We start from the raw sequence: 17,451 nt of genomic DNA, 5'->3' as shown, positions 1-17,451 counted from the left end.
GGTCAGGTGTCCCGCCGCGCATCCTCGCGCCCTGTCGTCACAGGTCTGCACCAAGCCGCTGAAGCGCACCGTTACCGCCCCTTTTGTCCCGATATCGCGGCAGCTCCCCTCGTGTTGCAAACCTCACATACGCCCAGGTCAGGGCCCTGTCGCGGATTTCCCTCCCCGTAATCGCTCGTAGGATGGCGCGGTTTGCGTCCTGCCGTGGGGGAGAACGAAGAAAAGGAGATCCGGGGCTTGAGTACCGAGCAGGGTTCCCACTCGAATTACCGCCGCACGCTCGGACCGGTGGCCCTGACGGCCGTCGGTCTCGGGTCGATCATCGGCTCCGGCTGGCTCTTCGGCGCCGAGCGGGCCGCCGCCATCGCCGGGCCCGCCGCGATCCTGGCCTGGGTCATCGGCGCCGCGGTCGCGCTGACCATCGCGCTGACCTATACCGAGCTCGGCTCGATGTTCCCGAAGGCCGGCGGCATGGTCCGATACGGGCAGTACTCGCACGGTTCGCTGGCCGGGTACCTCGCCGCCTGGGCCAACTGGATCGCGATCGTCTCCGTCATACCCGGGGAGGCGACCGCCTCCGTCCAGTACATGAGCTCCTGGGACTTCTCCTGGGCCGCCGGTCTCTACAACGGCAAGGAGCTGACCGGCAGCGGCGTCGCGCTCGCCAGCGTCCTGCTCGTCTTCTACTTCTTCCTCAACTGGTTCGCGATCACGCTGTTCGCCAAGACGAACAACGCGATCACCGTCTTCAAGGTCGTCGTCCCGATCCTGACCGCGGGCGCGCTGATGCTGGCGCACTTCGACACCAGCAACGTCAAGGACAACGGCGGCTTCACGCCGAACGGCTGGAGCGCGGTCTTCACCGCCGTCGCCGTCTCCGGCATCGTCTGGGCGTACAACGGCTTCCAGTCCCCGCTGAACATGGCGGGCGAGGCGCGCAACCCCGGCAAGTCGCTGCCCAAGGCCGTCATCGGCTCGATCGTCATCGCGCTCGTGATCTACGTGGCGCTGCAGATCGCCTTCCTGATGGCCGTTCCCGCCGCCGACCTGAGCGACGCGGGCAGCTGGGCCCACCTCTCGTACAACTCCCCGCTCGCCGACCTCTCCCTGGCCTGGGGCCTGAACTGGCTGGCGATGCTGCTGTACGCGGACGCCTTCATCTCCCCCTCCGGTACGGGCATGATCTACGCGGCCACCACCTCGCGCATGATCCACGGCGTGCAGGAGAACGGCCACCTGCCGGGCATCTTCGGCAAGGTCGACCCCAAGACCGGCGTCCCGCGCCCGGCGCTCGTGCTCAACCTCGTCGTCGCCTTCCTCTTTCTGGCCGTTTTCCGCGGCTGGGGCTCGCTGGCCGAGATCGTGTCGGTCGCGACCGTCATCTCCTACATCACCGGCCCTGTCGCCGTGATGTCGCTGCGCCGCCTCGCGCCGGGTCTCAAGCGCCCGGTCAAGCTGCGCATCATGCCGGTCCTCGCGCCCATCGCGATGGTCTTCGGCTCGCTGGTGCTCTACTGGGGCCGCTGGCCGCTCACCGGCAAGGTCATCCTGATCATGGCCGTCGGCCTGCCCGTCTGGGCCTGGTACGAGCTGCGCAAGCCGTGGGCCGAGCTGAAGCCGCACCTCAAGGCGGGCGCCTGGATGGTGGCGTACCTCGTCGTCATGGCCTGCGTCTCGTGGGCCGGCGGCACCGACTTCGGCGGCCAGGGGTATCTGGCCGAGGGCTGGGACATCGTCACCGTCGTCCTGATCGGCCTCGCCTTCTACGTGTGGGGCGTGCGCAGCGCGTGGCGCAACCCCTCCCTCGTGGCCGTTGAGCGGGAAATGGCCGAAGCGGAGGCCGCCGAGGCCGCCGCGGCCGAGCGGGACGGCCTCGAAGACGCCGCCTCCGGTGGCCGGATGAATGCCTCTTCGTGAATTTCCGTATCCGCTGAGTAAAGGTCGGGCGTAGGCTCGGGCATATGCGGATTGCGGTTTCGTCATGAGGTGTCGAGGGGCGTACGCCGGTGTGCGCCGTGGCGGAAGGGCGGGGCGATGAGTGACGGCGATCCGAACCTGCCCTGGCTGGTCGTCCGGCAGGACGACAACGGCAACCGCTACCGCGTGGGCCGTTACGCCACCAGGTCGGAGGCTGAGCAGGTCATCGACCGGCTCGGCGTGTACGGGCAGGAGAGGCTCTACATCGTCGAGCGGGTCGGCCGCGCGGTCTCCTAGTGCGCGCGGGCCGGGGCGTGCGGACCTTCGCCGCCCCGGGTTTATAGGCTCCGTCCATGACTACGGCGCGTGTGGTGGTAGGCGGAGCGGTGCTCGACCAGGGGCGGCTGCTCGCCGCCCGGCGCAGCGCCCCGCCGGAGCTGGCGGGGCGCTGGGAGCTGCCCGGCGGGAAGGTCGAGCCCGGCGAGACGCCCCAGCAGGCGCTCGTACGCGAGCTCCGCGAGGAACTGGGCGTGGAGGTCGAGCCGCTGGAGCGGATCCCCGGCGAGTGGCCGCTGCGCCCGCCGTATGTGCTCCACGTCTGGACGGCGGGGCTCCTCGCGGGTGACCCGCGCCCGCTCCAGGACCACGACGAACTCCGCTGGCTCGGCCCCGCCGAGGTCCATGACGTCCCGTGGCTCGACCAGGACCGGCCCGCCGTCGCGGAGGCCCTCCGGCGGCTCGAAGAGCAACAGCGATAGGGGCTCGGGCGATACGCCGTCAGGTGCTTTCGCCGGATGCCCTGTCCGGGCCCCGTCGCACGGCGCCTCGCCTCACCTCGCCCCGCGATACGCCAATCGTGCCACCGAGTTCCGGCACTTCCGGTGCAGAAGGTAGCAATCGCCGCATACCGGGTATGTGCTGATTAACTTCCCCGAAGTCGGGCAAACCGGCGGGGCCTGCGAGAGGTCTGGGACGTGGTCGGCGTGAGCGAGAGCGCAGTGCCCCTGGCGTGGACGCCCGGGTTCGCGGAGTGGAGCTTCCCCGCCGAGGCCGGTGCCGTGCGCACCGCGCGCACCCTGGTGCGCGACACCCTCGCCGAATGGGGGCTGGAGTCGGTCGGCGATGTCACGGTCCTGCTGGTGAGCGAGCTGGTCACCAACTCCCTGCGGCACGCCAGCGGGCCCATCGGCGTCCGCATCCACTCCCACCGCACCAGCCCGGACGACGCCATCCTCCTCGTCGAGGTCTCCGACCCGCTGCCCGATCCGCCGCGCGAGCGCATCGCCCGGCCGGAGGACGAGGGCGGACGCGGACTCCAATTGGTGGCATGTGCTTCGCGTCGCTGGGGAACCCGGCGGGGGAAGACCGGGAAAACCGTGTGGTTCGAGCTGACCTTGCCTGGTTAGGAGTCCTACGGCGCGGGTTGAGATCGTGCTGTGATCGTGAAGGCCGTGTTCCGGATGGCCGCGGTGCTGGATACTCGGCCTTCTGATGCCGGTGCGAGCACGAGAGGCCGGAGGGGACGGGCACGTGAGCGAAATGCCAGCGGGAACCACGGGTACGCCGCAGGGAACAGACGCCGCGGTGTTGTGGCAGAGCAGCCTTCCGGGCTCGCTCTACGACTACATCCGGGTCGCCTCGTTCTCGCTAGGAGCGGACGGCCGGATCGAGCAGTGGAGCGAACGGGCGGCCGAGCTGTTCGGCGTGCCGGCGCGGGACGCCGTGGGCAAGGACCCGGGGGACGTCTTCCTGCTCCGCGAGCCGGCGCCTTCCGCGGAGGCGGAGGGACCGGAAGGAGCGGAGGGGCCGGAAGGAGCGGAGGGATCGGACGGAACGGAGGGGACGGAAGAGACGGCGAGCGCCCGAGAGGCCGCCGCGGCCCCGGGCCCGGACCCGGACCCCCGCGCACAGCCCCCCTCCCCCCTCCCCGACTTCCTCGGCGAGCGCGGCCTCCACGGCCACGAGCGGATCGCCCTCGTCCCCTACCGCGCCGCCGACGGGCAGACCGGCCTCGCCGAGATCTTCCTGATGCCCACCGAGAACGCCCGCGGCGAGCGCGCCGCGCTCTGCATCGTCGTCGACGTCCGGGCCCTGCGCGGCATCGAGACCGACCTCGCCGCCTCGCAGGCCGTTTTCGGACAATCTCCCCTCGGCTTCTTCTTCTTCGGCACCGACCTGACCCTGGTGCGCGTCAACGAATCCTTCGCGCAGGCCTTCGGCCGTCCCGCCGAGTGGCACCGCGGCCGCACCCCGCACGACTTCCTGCCGCGCGCCGAGGCCGACCGGCTCACCGCCGCGCTGCGCCAAGTCCTCGACACCGGGAAGCCGGTGTCCGACCTCCAGCTCGTCGGGGCAGTGCCCGGCCGTACGGAGCGGCGCCGCTGGTCCGTATCGCTTTACCGGCTGCACAGCGGCAGCGGCCGGCCGATCGGGGTGGCGGCGCTCGCCAGCGACGTGACCGGCCGCCGCCGCGCCGAGCGCGAGGCCGCGGGCGTACGGCGCAACCTCGCGCTCCTCAACGAGGCCGGCGCGCGGATAGGCAACTCGCTCGACCTGGAGACCACCGCCCGCGAACTCCTCGACGTCGCCGTGCCGCAGTTCTGCGACCTGGCCACCGTCGACCTCTACCAGGGGCTGCTCGTCGGCGACGAGGCGCCGCCGGGGCTCGCCGACGGCAGCGCCGAACTGCGCCGCGTCGCCTTCGCCAGCGCCGTCTCCGGCGCGCCGATCGGGTCCGACGACGGCGAGACGAAGCCCATCCAGGTGGGGGAGGTGCATCGTTTCCCCTTCCACTCACCGTGCGCGGTGGCGCTGCGCACCGCGCACCCCAAGGTGGTGCCCGGCCGGGACGCCGACGAGAGCCCCGAACTGGGCGCGGTGGTCCAGTCGACGCTGGTCGTGCCGATGGTGGCGCGCGACACCGTCGTCGGGCTCGCGCAGTTCGCCCGTACGAAGGGCAGCGAGCCGTTCGGCGAGCGGGACACCGCGCTCGCCGTGGAGCTCGCGGCGCGCGCCGCCGTCTGCATGGACAACGCCCGCCTCTACCGCCGCGAGCACGAGCGCGCGCTGATCCTCCAGCGCAGCCTGCTGCCGCCCGGCGACCCGGAGGCCGCCGGCATCGAGATCGCCTGCCGCTATCTGCCGGGCAACACCGCCACCGAGGTCGGCGGCGACTGGTTCGACGTCATAGAGCTGCCCGGCCACCGGACGGCCATCGTCGTCGGCGACGTCATGGGCCGCGGCCTGCGCGCCGCCGTCGCCATGGGCGAACTGCGGACGGCCGTACGGACGCTGGCGCTGCTCGACCTGGAGCCCGCCGAGGTGCTCTCCGCGCTCGACGAGGTCGCGCACGGCCTCGGCACGCCCGGCGGCAAGCAGTCCTCGGCGCGTTCGGCGCGCGGCAGCGGCAAGGACGCCGACCTCTCCGAGGTGTACCTGGCGACCTGCGTCTACGCCGTGTACGACCCGGTGACGCGGCGGGCCACGTTCGCCAACGCCGGGCACCTGCCGCCCGTGCTCGTCGAACCCGGCGAACCGGCCCTGCTCCTGGACGTACCGCCGGGCATGCCGCTCGGCGTCGGCGGCGAGCCGTTCGAGGAGACCGAGGTCGACCTGCCGGACGGCGCGCTGCTGGCGCTGTACACCGACGGCCTGGTCGAGTCCCGCGACCAGTCGCTCGACGACGGCCTGCGCGCCTTCCGGGAGGCGCTCACGGACCCCTCGCCCGCGCTGGAGGACGTCTGCGACCACGTGCTCGGCGCGCTCGACACCCACCACGGCGAGGACGACATCGCGCTGCTCATGGCGCGGGTGCAGGGGCTGCCCACCGAGTCGGTGGGGGACTGGCACCTGCCGCCGGAGCCGCGCTCGGTGGCCCGCGCCCGCGAGCTGGCGCGCGAGAAGCTGACGGCCTGGGGCCTGGACAACCTCGTCGACACGGCGGAGCTGCTGGTCAGCGAGTTGGTGACGAACGCCCTGCGGTACGGGGAGGGCGAGATACGGCTCCGGCTGCTGCTCGACCGCACCCTGGTCTGCGAGGTCTGGGACGGCGGGCTCGTGCAGCCCCGGCGGCGGCGGGCCCGCGACACCGACGAGGGCGGGCGCGGCCTCCAGCTCGTCGGCCTGCTCAGCGCCGCCTGGGGCAGCCGCCGCACCCCGCACGGCAAGACGGTCTGGTTCGAACTCGCCCTCCCGGACGGCGACTCCGCGGGCGTGGACGCGGTGGAGGCCCTGCTCAGCCTGTACTGACGGGGCTCAGCCTGCGCTGACGGGACTGAGTCTGTACTGACGGGGCTCGGTCTGTGCTGACGGGGCTGAGCCTGTACTGACAGGGATTCACCCCGTACTGACGGAGCTCGGCCTCTGCCGACGGGCATACCGGAGCAGGTCACTCCGCGAGTCGGCCCCGCGTGCCCCCGCCGCCGAACGTGGCGGGCAGCAGGCCGCCGAGGATGATGCCGCCCAGCATCGCCCCGCCGATCGCCCCGGCGGGGTGCGGGGACTGCGGCGCGTACGGACCGGCGTGCGCGCTCTGGTCCGCGTAGCTGCGCACGTCCCGTTCGGCCAGCTCGCGCGCCTGCCGGGCCAGCGCGTCCGCCAGCCGCGCCTCCGGCAGCAGCCGGGCGTCGGCCGCGTCGTCCGTGGCGTCGGCGGCCTCCTCCGCCCGCGCCAGATGGCGCTCGGCCTCCGCCAGGCGGGTGCGGGCCCGGCTGCCGATCGCGCCCCGGTGCGTGCACACGAAGTCCCGCGCGGCGGCCACATCGCTGCGCGCCGCGAGCAGGGCGCGCGCGCCCAGCGCCCACACGCGCCGCTCGCGCGCCCCCTCTTCCTCCAGCAGCTCGTCCAGCCCGGCCCCCGCCTCCTCGACCCGCTGGAGCGCCGCGAGCGGGTCGTACCGGCCGCCCGCCATCTCCCGCGCGGCCCCCGCGAGCGCGTGCTCCGTACGGGCGATACGGGCGCACAGCTCGCTCGCCCGCTCGGCGGCGATCGACCCCGCGCGCAGGCCGCTCCGGTCGGCCAGCAGGGCGCGGGCCCGCGCCAGGGCCGCCTCGGTCTCGGGCAGGAGCGCGCGCAGCCGCTTCCCGGCGCGGAGCACGCCGTGCGCGTGGCGCAGCACGGCGGCGGTGAGCGTACGGGCCTGGGCGAGCGCGCCCTCGGCGGCGCGGATCGCGGGGGCGGCGCCGGCGGGGTCGTTCTCGGCGAGGGACCGGCGGGCCTGCGCCAGCCCCGCCGCCGCGAAGGCGAGGCGGTCGCGGGCCTCGGCCGGGTGCTGCGCGACGGGCGCCAGCGCGGACGCGGTGCACCCCCGCGCCAGTTCGGTCAGGGCGGCCTCGGCCTCGTCGATGCGCGGCGCCAGTTCCTCGGCCGTCTCCTCGGCGCGGGCGAGCAGGTGGGGAGCGTTCTCCTTGACCGCGCGGAGCCGGTCGAAGGCGTCGGACTCCGCGTCCAGCCGCCGGTTGGCGCTGGTGCAGCGGGAGAGGATCTCGTCGAGCGTGTACCGCCGGGTGTCCGCGTCCTGGTTGGGCGCGTCGTCGAGCCGCTGCCGCAGCCGGAAGGCGCGGGCGACCTCCCCGCGCGCGTAGGCCACGGCCTCCGCGAACGGCAGCGCCGCCCGCCGGCCGAACTGGTCGATGGCGAAGTCCAGTTCCTCCTCGCTCGTACGGATGGCGTCATCCGTCTCCACGAGTATCCGCGCCGCCTCGGCGTCCAGCGCGGTCAGCGGGGTGAGCGGCTGCGCCAAACGGGCGAATCCGGCGAGGGCGGGGGGCGGGGCGGCGGCGCGGCGGTCCTTGGCACGGCGGCCGCGGCGCGCCAGGAGGTAGCCGCCGAGGGCGCAGGAGCCCATCACGAGCAGGGCGGGCAGCCAGACGCCGCGCCCGCCCGGTACGAGCGCCTCCCCGCCGGGATCGTCCGCGCCGGGGGTGAGGACGGGGGTGTGTACGGGCCGCCCCTTGAGCACCGCCTGGTAGCCGGCGGCGGCGCCGATCGCCGCGTCGGCCCAGGCGTGCGCCTTGAGCGCGGGTTCGATGGCGGCGTCGGCGACCCGGGCCAGCTGACCCGGGCGGAAGCCGGAGTCGTCGGCGGCCGAGACGGCGTAGCGGCGGTCGTGGGTGGCGATGGCCAGGACCAGGTCGCGGGGGCCGAGGCCGTTGCGGTCGGCGGTGGCGTCGGCCCAGTCGTGGCCCGCGCGGCCGGAGAAGTCCCGCACATAGGTGACGAAGAGCTGCACCCGCGCCTCGCGGCGCAGCCGTTCGAGGGCCGTGGCCACCTCCTCGCGCCGGTCGCCGAGCGCCCCGACGGTGTCGGTGATCCGGCCCGTGCGCGCCAGGTCCAGCGGGCCGTCGGCGCGCGCGGGGGCCGGGAGGAGCAGGACGCACAGCGCCAGGAGGGCGCACACCGTGGCCCAGCCGGGTGCCCCCGATCCGTACCGCCTCAGAAGCCGCGTCACATTTGGGAGCGTATGACCGTTCCGCCTGCTCCGCGACCGGTCGCGGGGACCGGGTCCGGGGCTGTGGCGGCGGTTGGGGCGGTAGTCGGGGCGGCGGTCGTGGCAGGGGCCCTGGCGGCGGTCGTGGCCGGGAGTGCGGTCGCGGCGGCGGTCGTGGCCGGGAGTGCCCGCCGGATCCGGGCAGCCGGTGCGGAAGCCCGCACCGCAGCCCCCGCGGAAGCCCGCACCGCATCATGCGGTGTACGGCTCCGCGGCCCCTGTACGGCTCCGCGGCGCGGCCGGGCCGGCGGCCCGGGCCGGGCCCCGCTCACTCCGCCCGGCGCCGGATCTTGTTTCCCAGCCACACCAGCGGGTCGTACTTGCGGTCCGCCGCCCGCTCCTTCAGCGGAATCAGCGCGTTGTCGGTGATCTTTATGTGCTCCGGACAGACCTCCGTGCAGCACTTCGTGATGTTGCAGTACCCCAGGCCGTGCTCCTCCTGCGCGCTCCGCTTGCGGTCGACGCCCATCTCGTCCGCCGCGTCCAGCGGATGCATGTCCAGCTCGGCGACGCGCATCAGGAAGCGGGGGCCCGCGAAGGCGGCCTTGTTCTCCTCGTGGTCACGCACCACGTGGCAGGTGTCCTGGCACAGGAAGCACTCGATGCACTTGCGGAACTCCTGCGAGCGCCCCACGTCCTCCTGGCGCATCCGGTACTCGCCCGCCTTCAGATCCGCGGGCGGCACGAACGCCGGGACCTCGCGCGCCTTCGCGTAGTTGAAGGACACGTCCGTCACCAGGTCCCGTACGACCGGGAAGGCCCGCAGCGGCGTCACGGTCACCGTCTCGTCCTGGGTGAACACCGACATCCGCGTCATGCACAGCAGCCGCGGCCGGCCGTTGATCTCGGCGCTGCACGAGCCGCACTTGCCCGCCTTGCAGTTCCACCGGACGGCCAGGTCCGGCGCCTGGGTGGCCTGGAGGCGGTGGATGATGTCGAGGACCACCTCGCCCTCGTTGACGGGGACCTCGAAGTCCGCCAGGCCCCCGCCGACCGCATCACCCCGCCACACCTTGAAGTGGGCCTGATAGCTCACGGCGTCAGCTCCTCGTCCGTCAGGTACTTCGCCAGTTCGTCCCGCTCGAAGAGGGCGAGCAGATCGGGCCGGATGGGCGGCGACTCGCGCCGCTCCAGGGCGATCTGGCCGACCGCCGGGTCCGCTGCCGCCAGCCCGGCCGCCTCCGCGCCCTCCTGGCCGGCGGCGAACCGGCACACCAGATTGGCCCGCCGCCACCGCCGGTCCATCTCCGGATAGTCGTCGCGGGTGTGCCCGCCCCGGCTCTCCGTGCGCTCCAGCGCCGCGCGCGCCACGCACTCGCTGACCAGCAGCATGTTCCGCAGGTCGATCGACAGGTGCCAGCCCGGATTGAACTGCCGGTGCCCCTCGACGCCCGTGCGCCGCGCCCGCCCCCGCAGATCGGCGAGCCGGTGCAGCGCCTCCCGCATCTCCGGGGCCTTGCGGATGATGCCCACCAGGTCGTTCATGGCCTGCTGGAGCTCCTGGTGCAGGGTGTACGGGTTCTCGGCCGGGCCCCCCGCGCGGGGGCCCGGGACGTCCTCCGCGCTGAACGGGCGCAGCGCCTCGGCCGCCGCCGCGTCGACGTCCGCCCCGGTGAGCACGGGCCGCTCGCCGGCGGTCAGCGAGGCCGCGTACTGCGCCGCGTACAGCCCGGCGCGGCGGCCGAAGACCAGCAGGTCGGAGAGGGAGTTGCCGCCGAGCCGGTTGGAGCCGTGCATGCCGCCCGCGACCTCGCCGGCCGCGAAGAGGCCGGGCACCCCGGCCGCGGCGGCGGTGTCGGGGTCGACGTCCACGCCGCCCATCACGTAGTGGCAGGTGGGGCCGACCTCCATCGCCTCGGCGGTGATGTCGACGTCCGCCAGCTCCTTGAACTGGTGGTGCATGGACGGCAGCCGGCGCTTGATGACCTCGGCCGGCATGCGCGTGGAGACGTCCAGGAAGACCCCGCCGTGCGGGGTGCCGCGGCCCGCCTTGACCTCGGAGTTGATAGCGCGGGCCACCTCGTCGCGCGGGAGCAGCTCGGGCGGGCGGCGGTTGTGGTCGGGGTCCTCGTACCAGCGGTCCCCTTCCTCCTCCGACTGCGCGTACTTCTCCTTGAACACGTCCGGGACGTACCCGAACATGAACCGCTCTCCCTCGCTGTTGCGCAGCACCCCGCCGTCGCCGCGCACCGACTCGGTGACGAGGATGCCCTTCACGGACGGCGGCCAGATCATGCCTGTCGGGTGGAACTGCACGAACTCCATGTTGATGAGCGGCGCCCCCGCGAGCAGCGCCAGCGCGTGCCCGTCGCCTGTGTACTCCCAGGAGTTGGACGTCACCTTGAAGGACTTGCCGATGCCGCCGGTGGCCAGCACCACCGCCGGGGACTCGATGGTGAAGAAGCGGCCCGACTCGCGCTCGTACCCGAAGACGCCCGCGACCCGCTCGCCCTCCTTGAGCACGCGGGTGACCGTGCACTCCTGGAAGACCTTCAGCCGCGCCTCGTAGTCGCCGAATTCGCGGAAGTCCTCCTGCTGCAGGCTGACGATCTTCTGCTGGAGGGTGCGGATCAGCTCCAGGCCCGTACGGTCGCCGACGTGCGCGAGGCGCGGGTACTCGTGGCCGCCGAAGTTGCGCTGCGATATCCGCCCGTCGGCCGTACGGTCGAAGAGCGCGCCCCAGGTCTCCAGCTCCCACACCCGGTCGGGCGCCTCGCGCGCGTGCAGCTCCGCCATCCGCCACTGGTTGAGGAACTTCCCGCCGCGCATCGTGTCGCGGAAGTGCACCTGCCAGTTGTCGCCCTCGTTGACGTTGCCCATGCTGGCGGCGATGCCGCCCTCGGCCATCACCGTATGGGCCTTGCCGAACAGGGACTTGCAGATCACCGCGGTCCGCATGCCCTGCTCGCGCGCCTCGATCGCGGCCCGCAGCCCGGCGCCGCCCGCGCCGACCACTACCACGTCCCAGCTCTGCCGCTCCTCGTGCGTCATCAGATGCGCCCCATCAGAAGAACCTCGGATCGTCGAATGCGCCGCTCGCCACCAGGTACACATAGAGGTCGGCCGCCATCACGCTCACCAACGACGCCCAGGCCAGCAGCATGTGACGGCTATTCAGCTTCCCGGTCCAGCTCCAGAGGCGGTAGCGCACCGGATGCCTGGAGAAGTGCTTGAGCCGGCCGCCGACGATGTGCCGGCACGAGTGGCAGGAGAGCGTGTACGCCCAGATCAGGACGATGTTGGCGAGCAGCACGAGGGTGCCCAGGCCCATATGGCCCCACTCGCCCCGCTCGTCGCGGAAGCCGAGCGCGGTGTCATAGGTCAGGATCAGCGCGACGATCACCGCGAAGTAGAAGAAGTAGCGGTGGACGTTCTGGAGGATCAGCGGGAACCGGGTCTCGCCGCCGTACTTCCGGTGCGGCTCGGCCACCGCGCAGGCGGGCGGCGACGCCCAGAAGCTGCGGTAGTACGCCTTGCGGTAGTAGTAGCAGGTCAGCCGGAAGCCCAGCGGGAAGATCAGGATCAGCAGGGCGGGGGACAGGCCCCACCACGCGCCGAAGATCTCCCAGTCCGCGCCGCCCTTCATGGGCACGCAGTTCTCCGCGACGCAGGGCGAGTAGAACGGGGAGACGTAGGGCGCCGCGTAGTAGTCGTCACCGGCGAAGGCCCGCCAGGTCGAGTAGACGACGAAGACGAGCAGCCCGGCCGCGGTGACGGCGGGCGCCAGCCACCAGCGGTCGGTACGCAGATGGCGGGCCGGGATGGCGGCGCGCGACGCGTGGTGGACGCCGCGCGCGGTCATATCGCCGGGCGTGGCTTCGGGGTCGGTACCAGTGGTCAAAGGGAACTCCGGAAGGAGTGGGGTGGAAGTCGGCGTACGCGCTCGCTGCCCGCTACGGAGCCCTGCGGTCGCGTGACCCCAGGCCCTCGTCCTCGGCGTCCGCCCACAGCGAGCTGTCGTACGGCGCGTCGGGGATCGGCACCATCACGGGCCGCGGCCGCTCCGGCGGGGCGCTCTCGCGCAGCAGGGCGACGCTCTCGCGCAGATGGTCGGCGTCGGTGCGTACCCGCCGTATCTCCAGGTCGCGGCTGCCGACCCGCTGTTCCAGCCGGACCACGGACCGTACGAGATCGTCGAGGCAGCGTTGTACAGCCGTCAACTCATCGTTCAGGGACATGACTTGCTCACACCTCCGCGCTGGCGGGTGGCGACGCTCATGCGACTGCGAGTGTTGCGCGTCACACCCCTCAAGGGGAAGAGAGCGGTCCCGATCGCGGCTTCGCACCGGCGCATTCGGGACGCCGCGCGCGGCGCCGCCCGACCGGTCCGTGCCCTGGTGGCACCGCCCGCGCGGCCGCCGGACGGCCGGCCCGGCGCGCCGTCGCGAACCGACAGCGCCTCGCGCGCCCCACCGCGCGCCTCTCGACCGCGCCCCTCCGCGCCCCCGTCCGTCCCCCCGCCGCACCCCTGTGCGCGCCCGCCCTGTTCGTCCAGCCGGGTGGCTTGCCGCCCCGCCCCGCCGTGTCGGCGCGCCTTCGCCCGGACCGTCGCCTTCAGTGGCTGGCAGTACATGTGATCAGCGGCACATTAAGCCGAATGTGCCGCATACGTCCGGGGCTCCGGGCCCAGCCGGGCCCCGGACCCCGCGCCGCAGCAGCCAGCCAGTGAACGAACCAACCCGGCCGCGTCGCAGGAGGCCGGGCGGGCGAGCCCCGGAGGTACCAGCCATGTCCCACGACGGCGTCCCGAGAGGCACCGCACCCCGCACCGGACCCGCCCGCCGGGCCGGCAGGCGGCGCCGCGCCGCACTGCTGACGGCCGGCGCGCTGCTCCCGCTGCCCGCGCTGGCCGGCTGCGGCTCGGGCGGGGACGCCGCCGCCGCGCCCCCGGCCCCGGTGGACGTGGCGCGCACCGCCCGCGCCGACGTCGCCGACCGGGGCACGGTGCGCTGGGCCGTGGACGAGCTGCCCGGCACCCTCAACGCCTTCCAGGCCGACGCCGACGCCGGGACCGAGCGCGTCGCCGGGGCCGTGCTGCCCGCCCTCTTCACCCTCGACCAGCGCGGCAGGCCCCGGCGCAACCCCGACTATCTGCGAAGCGCCGAGACCGTCGAGCGCGAGCCCAAGCAGATCGTCGTCTACAAACTCAACCCGAAGGCCGTCTGGAGCGACGGCCGCGCCCTCGGCACCGCCGACTTCGCGGCCCAGTGGAAGGCGCTGAGCGGCAAGGACCACGGCTACTGGACGGCCCGCAACGCCGGCTATGACCGGATCGAGAAGATCGAGCCGGGCGCGAAGCCGCACGAGGTCAAGGTCACCTTCGCGCGCCCGTACGCCGACTGGGCCGGGCTCTTCACACCGCTCTACCCGCGGAGCGTGATGGGCTCCCCGGACGCCTTCAACGACAGCGCCCGCAAGGACCTCAAGACCGTGGCCGGGCCCTTCGAGGTCGCGGGCCGCGACACCGGCGCGGGCACCCTCACCCTCGCCCGCAACCCGAAGTGGTGGGGCGACCGCGCCAAGCTCGACAAGCTCGTGCTGCGGGCCGTGCCCCGCGAGCGCCGCGCCGCCGCCCTGACCGCGGACACGATCGACCTCGCGGCCGTCGACCCGGCCACCGCCGGGCATATCGACGCCGCCCACAAGCCGGCCGACCGGAGCCGCAAGGGCGCCGCCGGATCGCCCGCCGACGGTACGGGCGGGCGCGCGGCGGCCGCCGCGATGCGGGCCTGGGCCGAGGCGCACGGCACGCCCGAGGGGCGCGAGAAGGCCGCCGCCGAAGCGCGGGCGCGGCGCGCGGCGGACGCCCGGACCGCGGCCCGCGCGACGGCGCTGCGCGCGTACACCGTCCGTAAGTCCCTGGAGCCCGCCTACACCCAGCTGGCGCTCAACGGGGCCTCCGGACCGCTCGCCGATGAGCGGGTCCGGCGGGCCGTCGCCCGCGCGATCGACCGCAAGGGGCTCGCCACGGCGGTCCTCGGCCCGCTGGGGCTGCCCGCGAAGCCGCTCGGCAGCCACCTGCTGATGGCAGGTCAGCAGGGGTACGAGGACCACAGCGACGCGATCGGCGGGGAGGACGCGCAGGCGGCGCAGGCGCTGCTCGCCGACGCGGGCTGGCAGTCGCACGGCGGCCCGATCCCGCAGAAGGAGGCGGGCGGGGACGCCAGGGCGGACGCGGGGACCGGCACGGACACCAAGACCGGCACGGACACCAAGGCCGACGGGTCGGGCGGCGGGAAGGAACAGCCGCACGGCCGCTCGGGGCCCGAGGGCCACCAGAACGCCAAGGACCCCCAGCACCCCCGGAACCCCAAGGCCGTCGTGCCCCCGGTCCGCATGAAGAACGGCCAGAAGCTCACCCTCCGCTTCGTCCTGCCGCGCGGCGCCGCCGCCGAGCCGCTGCGCGCCGTCGGCGACCGCATCGCCCGCAGCCTGGACGCGATCGGGGTGCGCACGGAGATCACCAAGGTCGCCGACGACAGTTACTTCAAGGACCACGTCGCCTCGGGCGGCTACGACCTGGCGCTGTACTCCTGGCCCGCCACCGCCTACCCGGCGACCGACGCCCGCCCCATCTTCGCCAAGCCGCAGCCGGCCCCGGACGGCTCGCTGCTCGTGGAGCAGAACTACACCAGGGTCGGCACCGACCAGATCGACCAGCTCTTCGACCAGGCGGCGGCCGAGCTGGACGCCGGGGCCTCGCGCGATCTCGTCGAGCGCGCGGACGCCCGTATCTGGGCGGCGGCCGGCTCGATCCCGCTCTACCAGCGCCCCGAACTGATCGCCGCGAAGTCGGAGATCGCCAACGCCGGGGCCTTCGGCTTCACCACCCCCCGGTACCAGGACATCGGCTTCCGGAAGTGAGCGGCGAGGCGCGCCAAGGGTCGCGCTGAGCGGAATCACCGCAGGTCAGACGCGGTACGTACGGGCTGGGGCGGCCGGAGTCGCCACAGCCACGTACCATGGGGTGAGGCCGTGGCGTGATCTGCCCGGCAGGCACGCGTACCGGACCGTACGCGGAGCCACCCACGATTCCGGGAGAAGCGCCGCAAGTATGCCCACGCGCCACGACATTCGTAACGTAGCCATCGTCGCCCACGTCGACCACGGCAAGACGACCCTCGTCGACGCCATGCTGAAGCAGGCCGGCGCCTTCGCGGCCCATCAGCACCTCGACGAACGCATGATGGACTCGAACGACCTTGAGCGCGAGAAGGGCATCACCATTCTCGCGAAGAACACCGCCGTGAAGTACCACCCCAAGGGCGGCGGCGATGTCATCACGATCAACATCATCGACACCCCCGGCCACGCCGACTTCGGCGGCGAGGTCGAGCGCGGCCTGTCCATGGTGGACGCGGTCGTGCTGCTGGTGGACGCCTCCGAGGGCCCGCTGCCGCAGACCCGCTTCGTGCTGCGCAAGGCGCTGGACGCCAAGCTGCCGGTCATCCTGTGCATCAACAAGACGGACCGCCCGGACTCCCGGATCGACGAGGTCGTCAACGAGACGTACGACCTCTTCCTGGACCTGGACGCGGACGAGGACCAGATCGAGTTCCCGATCGTCTACGCCTGCGCGCGCGACGGCATCGCCTCGCTGACCAAGCCGGAGAACGGCACGGTCCCGGCGGACAGCGACTCCCTGGAGCCGTTCTTCTCCACCATCCTCGGCACCGCTCCGGCCCCGGAGTACGACGAGGGCGCGCCGCTCCAGGCCCACGTCACCAACCTGGACGCCGACAACTTCCTCGGCCGCATCGCGCTCTGCCGCGTCGAGCAGGGCGAGCTGCGCAAGGGCCAGCAGGTCGCGTGGATGAAGCGGGACGGCTCGATCCAGAACGTCAAGATCACCGAGCTGCTGATGACCGAAGCGCTCACCCGCAAGCCGGCCGAGGTGGCCGGGCCGGGCGACATCTGCGCCGTCGCGGGCATCCCGGACATCATGATCGGCGAGACGCTGGCCGACCCCGAGAACCCCATCGCGCTGCCGCTCATCACGGTGGACGAGCCCGCGATCTCCATGACCATCGGCACCAACACCTCGCCGCTGGTCGGCAAGGGCGGCAAGGGCCACAAGGTCACCGCCCGCATGGTCAAGGACCGCCTCGACAAGGAGCTCATCGGCAATGTGTCGCTGAAGGTCCTGGACACCGAGCGCCCCGACGCCTGGGAGGTGCAGGGCCGCGGCGAGCTGGCGCTGGCCATCCTCGTCGAGACGATGCGCCGGGAGGGCTTCGAGCTGACCGTCGGCAAGCCGCAGGTGGTCACCCGCGAGATCAACGGCAAGGTCCACGAGCCGACCGAGCGCATGACCATCGACTGCCCCGAGGAATACCTCGGCGCGATCACGCAGCTGATGGCCACCCGCAAGGGCCGCATGGAGACCATGACGAACCACGGCTCCGGCTGGGTCCGTATGGAGTTCGTCGTCCCCGCCCGCGGTCTGATCGGCTTCCGCACGGAGTTCCTCACGGACACCCGCGGCACCGGCATCGCGCACTCCATCTTCGAGGGCCACGAGCCGTGGTTCGGCGACCTGCGGACCCGTAACAACGGCTCGCTGGTGGCGGACCGCGCGGGCGTCGTGACGCCGTTCGCGATGATCAACCTCCAGGAGCGCGGCGTGATCTTCGTCGAGCCGACCACCGAGGTCTACGAGGGCATGATCATCGGTGAGAACTCGCGCTCCGACGACATGGACGTGAACATCACCAAGGAGAAGAAGCTCACCAACATGCGCGCCGCGTCCGCGGACACCACCGAGAACGTGGTGCCGCCGCGCAAGCTCTCCCTGGAGCAGTCCCTGGAGTTCTGCCGCGAGGACGAGTGCATCGAGGTGACCCCGGAGACGGTCCGTATCCGCAAGGTCGTCCTCGACCAGAAGGAGCGCGGCCGCGCCGCTTCGCGCGCCAAGCGCTGACGTCTCCCGCCCCGAGCGCCGACGTCTCCCGCGCCGACCGCTGACGCTTCGCAGCCGGTCCGCGCCGGTACGTACCGACGGCCCGGCATTCCGCATCGCGCGGGGTGCCGGGCCGTCGGCGTGGGAC

At 72.9% G+C, this 17,451-nt stretch carries 12 protein-coding genes; 7 read left to right on the top strand and 5 right to left on the bottom strand.

Translation table 11 applies throughout. The annotated features are described in order from the left end of the window. The first annotated feature begins 237 nt into the window (after positions 1 to 237). From AB0I49_RS35665 to AB0I49_RS35645, 5 genes are all read left to right on the top strand, one after another. On the top strand, positions 238 to 1,917 hold the full coding sequence (locus AB0I49_RS35665) for an APC family permease (protein WP_363231371.1): 1,680 nt from the start codon (positions 238 to 240) through the stop codon (positions 1,915 to 1,917). A gap of 117 nt (positions 1,918 to 2,034) precedes the next feature. Further along, a complete protein-coding gene (locus AB0I49_RS35660) occupies positions 2,035 to 2,214 on the top strand; it encodes an SPOR domain-containing protein (RefSeq protein ID WP_363231370.1) in 180 nt (59 codons plus the stop codon). A 56-nt stretch (positions 2,215 to 2,270) separates the two neighbouring features. After that, the gene (locus AB0I49_RS35655) at positions 2,271 to 2,675 is read left to right on the top strand and encodes a (deoxy)nucleoside triphosphate pyrophosphohydrolase (RefSeq protein WP_363231369.1); all 405 of its coding nucleotides are present in this window, start codon (positions 2,271 to 2,273) and stop codon (positions 2,673 to 2,675) included. 216 nt (positions 2,676 to 2,891) lie between these two features. Next, a complete protein-coding gene (locus tag AB0I49_RS35650) occupies positions 2,892 to 3,323 on the top strand; it encodes an ATP-binding protein (RefSeq protein ID WP_363231368.1) in 432 nt (143 codons plus the stop codon). 133 nt (positions 3,324 to 3,456) lie between these two features. Then, a complete protein-coding gene (locus AB0I49_RS35645) occupies positions 3,457 to 6,165 on the top strand; it encodes a SpoIIE family protein phosphatase (protein WP_363231395.1) in 2,709 nt (902 codons plus the stop codon). A 139-nt stretch (positions 6,166 to 6,304) separates the two neighbouring features. Here the strand turns inward: AB0I49_RS35645 and AB0I49_RS35640 are convergent, their stop codons facing one another. From AB0I49_RS35640 to AB0I49_RS35620, 5 genes are all read right to left on the bottom strand, one after another. Further along, entirely contained in the window at positions 6,305 to 8,365 is a 2,061-nt protein-coding gene (locus AB0I49_RS35640; protein WP_363231367.1) for a TPM domain-containing protein, read from the bottom strand. Positions 8,366 to 8,672: 307 nt separating this feature from the next. Beyond that, positions 8,673 to 9,440: a succinate dehydrogenase/fumarate reductase iron-sulfur subunit gene (locus AB0I49_RS35635; protein ID WP_363231366.1), complete on the bottom strand. Its 768-nt coding sequence runs from the start codon at positions 9,438 to 9,440 to the stop codon at positions 8,673 to 8,675. Next, positions 9,437 to 11,395, bottom strand: coding sequence for a fumarate reductase/succinate dehydrogenase flavoprotein subunit (locus tag AB0I49_RS35630; RefSeq protein ID WP_363231365.1), 1,959 nt, complete (start codon positions 11,393 to 11,395; stop codon positions 9,437 to 9,439). Before AB0I49_RS35630 ends, AB0I49_RS35635 begins: the two co-directional genes overlap by 4 nt. A 13-nt stretch (positions 11,396 to 11,408) precedes the next feature. Continuing rightward, complete coding sequence (locus tag AB0I49_RS35625; protein WP_363231394.1) at positions 11,409 to 12,206, bottom strand: hypothetical protein; 798 nt, start codon at positions 12,204 to 12,206, stop codon at positions 11,409 to 11,411. A 91-nt stretch (positions 12,207 to 12,297) separates the two neighbouring features. Further along, positions 12,298 to 12,582, bottom strand: a complete 285-nt coding sequence (locus AB0I49_RS35620; protein ID WP_363231364.1) for a hypothetical protein — start codon at positions 12,580 to 12,582, stop codon at positions 12,298 to 12,300. 550 nt (positions 12,583 to 13,132) lie between these two features. On the opposite strand from AB0I49_RS35620, the gene AB0I49_RS35615 reads away from it, so the two are divergent. Then, entirely contained in the window at positions 13,133 to 15,268 is a 2,136-nt protein-coding gene (locus AB0I49_RS35615; RefSeq protein ID WP_363231363.1) for an ABC transporter family substrate-binding protein, read from the top strand. 190 nt (positions 15,269 to 15,458) lie between these two features. Beyond that, positions 15,459 to 17,324: a translational GTPase TypA gene (typA, locus tag AB0I49_RS35610; protein WP_363231362.1), complete on the top strand. Its 1,866-nt coding sequence runs from the start codon at positions 15,459 to 15,461 to the stop codon at positions 17,322 to 17,324. Positions 17,325 to 17,451 lie beyond the last annotated feature (127 nt).

This window comes from Streptomyces sp. NPDC050617 (assembly GCF_040654795.1).
GTDB lineage: Bacteria > Actinomycetota > Actinomycetes > Streptomycetales > Streptomycetaceae > Streptomyces.
Note: the sequence above shows the minus strand (reverse complement) of the source record. Positions and strands in the feature narration are given on the sequence as shown.

What these genes read in the sequence shown, in the direction of transcription:
- typA (WP_363231362.1), top strand. Translation starts at nt 15,459, where the DNA reads ATGCCCACGCGCCACGACATTCGTAACGTAGCCATCGTCGCCCACGTC.
- AB0I49_RS35615 (WP_363231363.1), top strand. Translation starts at nt 13,133, where the DNA reads ATGTCCCACGACGGCGTCCCGAGAGGCACCGCACCCCGCACCGGACCC.
- AB0I49_RS35625 (WP_363231394.1), bottom strand. Translation starts at nt 12,206, where the DNA reads ATGACCGCGCGCGGCGTCCACCACGCGTCGCGCGCCGCCATCCCGGCC.
- AB0I49_RS35630 (WP_363231365.1), bottom strand. Translation starts at nt 11,395, where the DNA reads ATGACGCACGAGGAGCGGCAGAGCTGGGACGTGGTAGTGGTCGGCGCG.
- AB0I49_RS35620 (WP_363231364.1), bottom strand. Translation starts at nt 12,582, where the DNA reads ATGTCCCTGAACGATGAGTTGACGGCTGTACAACGCTGCCTCGACGAT.
- AB0I49_RS35655 (WP_363231369.1), top strand. Translation starts at nt 2,271, where the DNA reads ATGACTACGGCGCGTGTGGTGGTAGGCGGAGCGGTGCTCGACCAGGGG.
- AB0I49_RS35660 (WP_363231370.1), top strand. Translation starts at nt 2,035, where the DNA reads ATGAGTGACGGCGATCCGAACCTGCCCTGGCTGGTCGTCCGGCAGGAC.
- AB0I49_RS35645 (WP_363231395.1), top strand. Translation starts at nt 3,457, where the DNA reads ATGCCAGCGGGAACCACGGGTACGCCGCAGGGAACAGACGCCGCGGTG.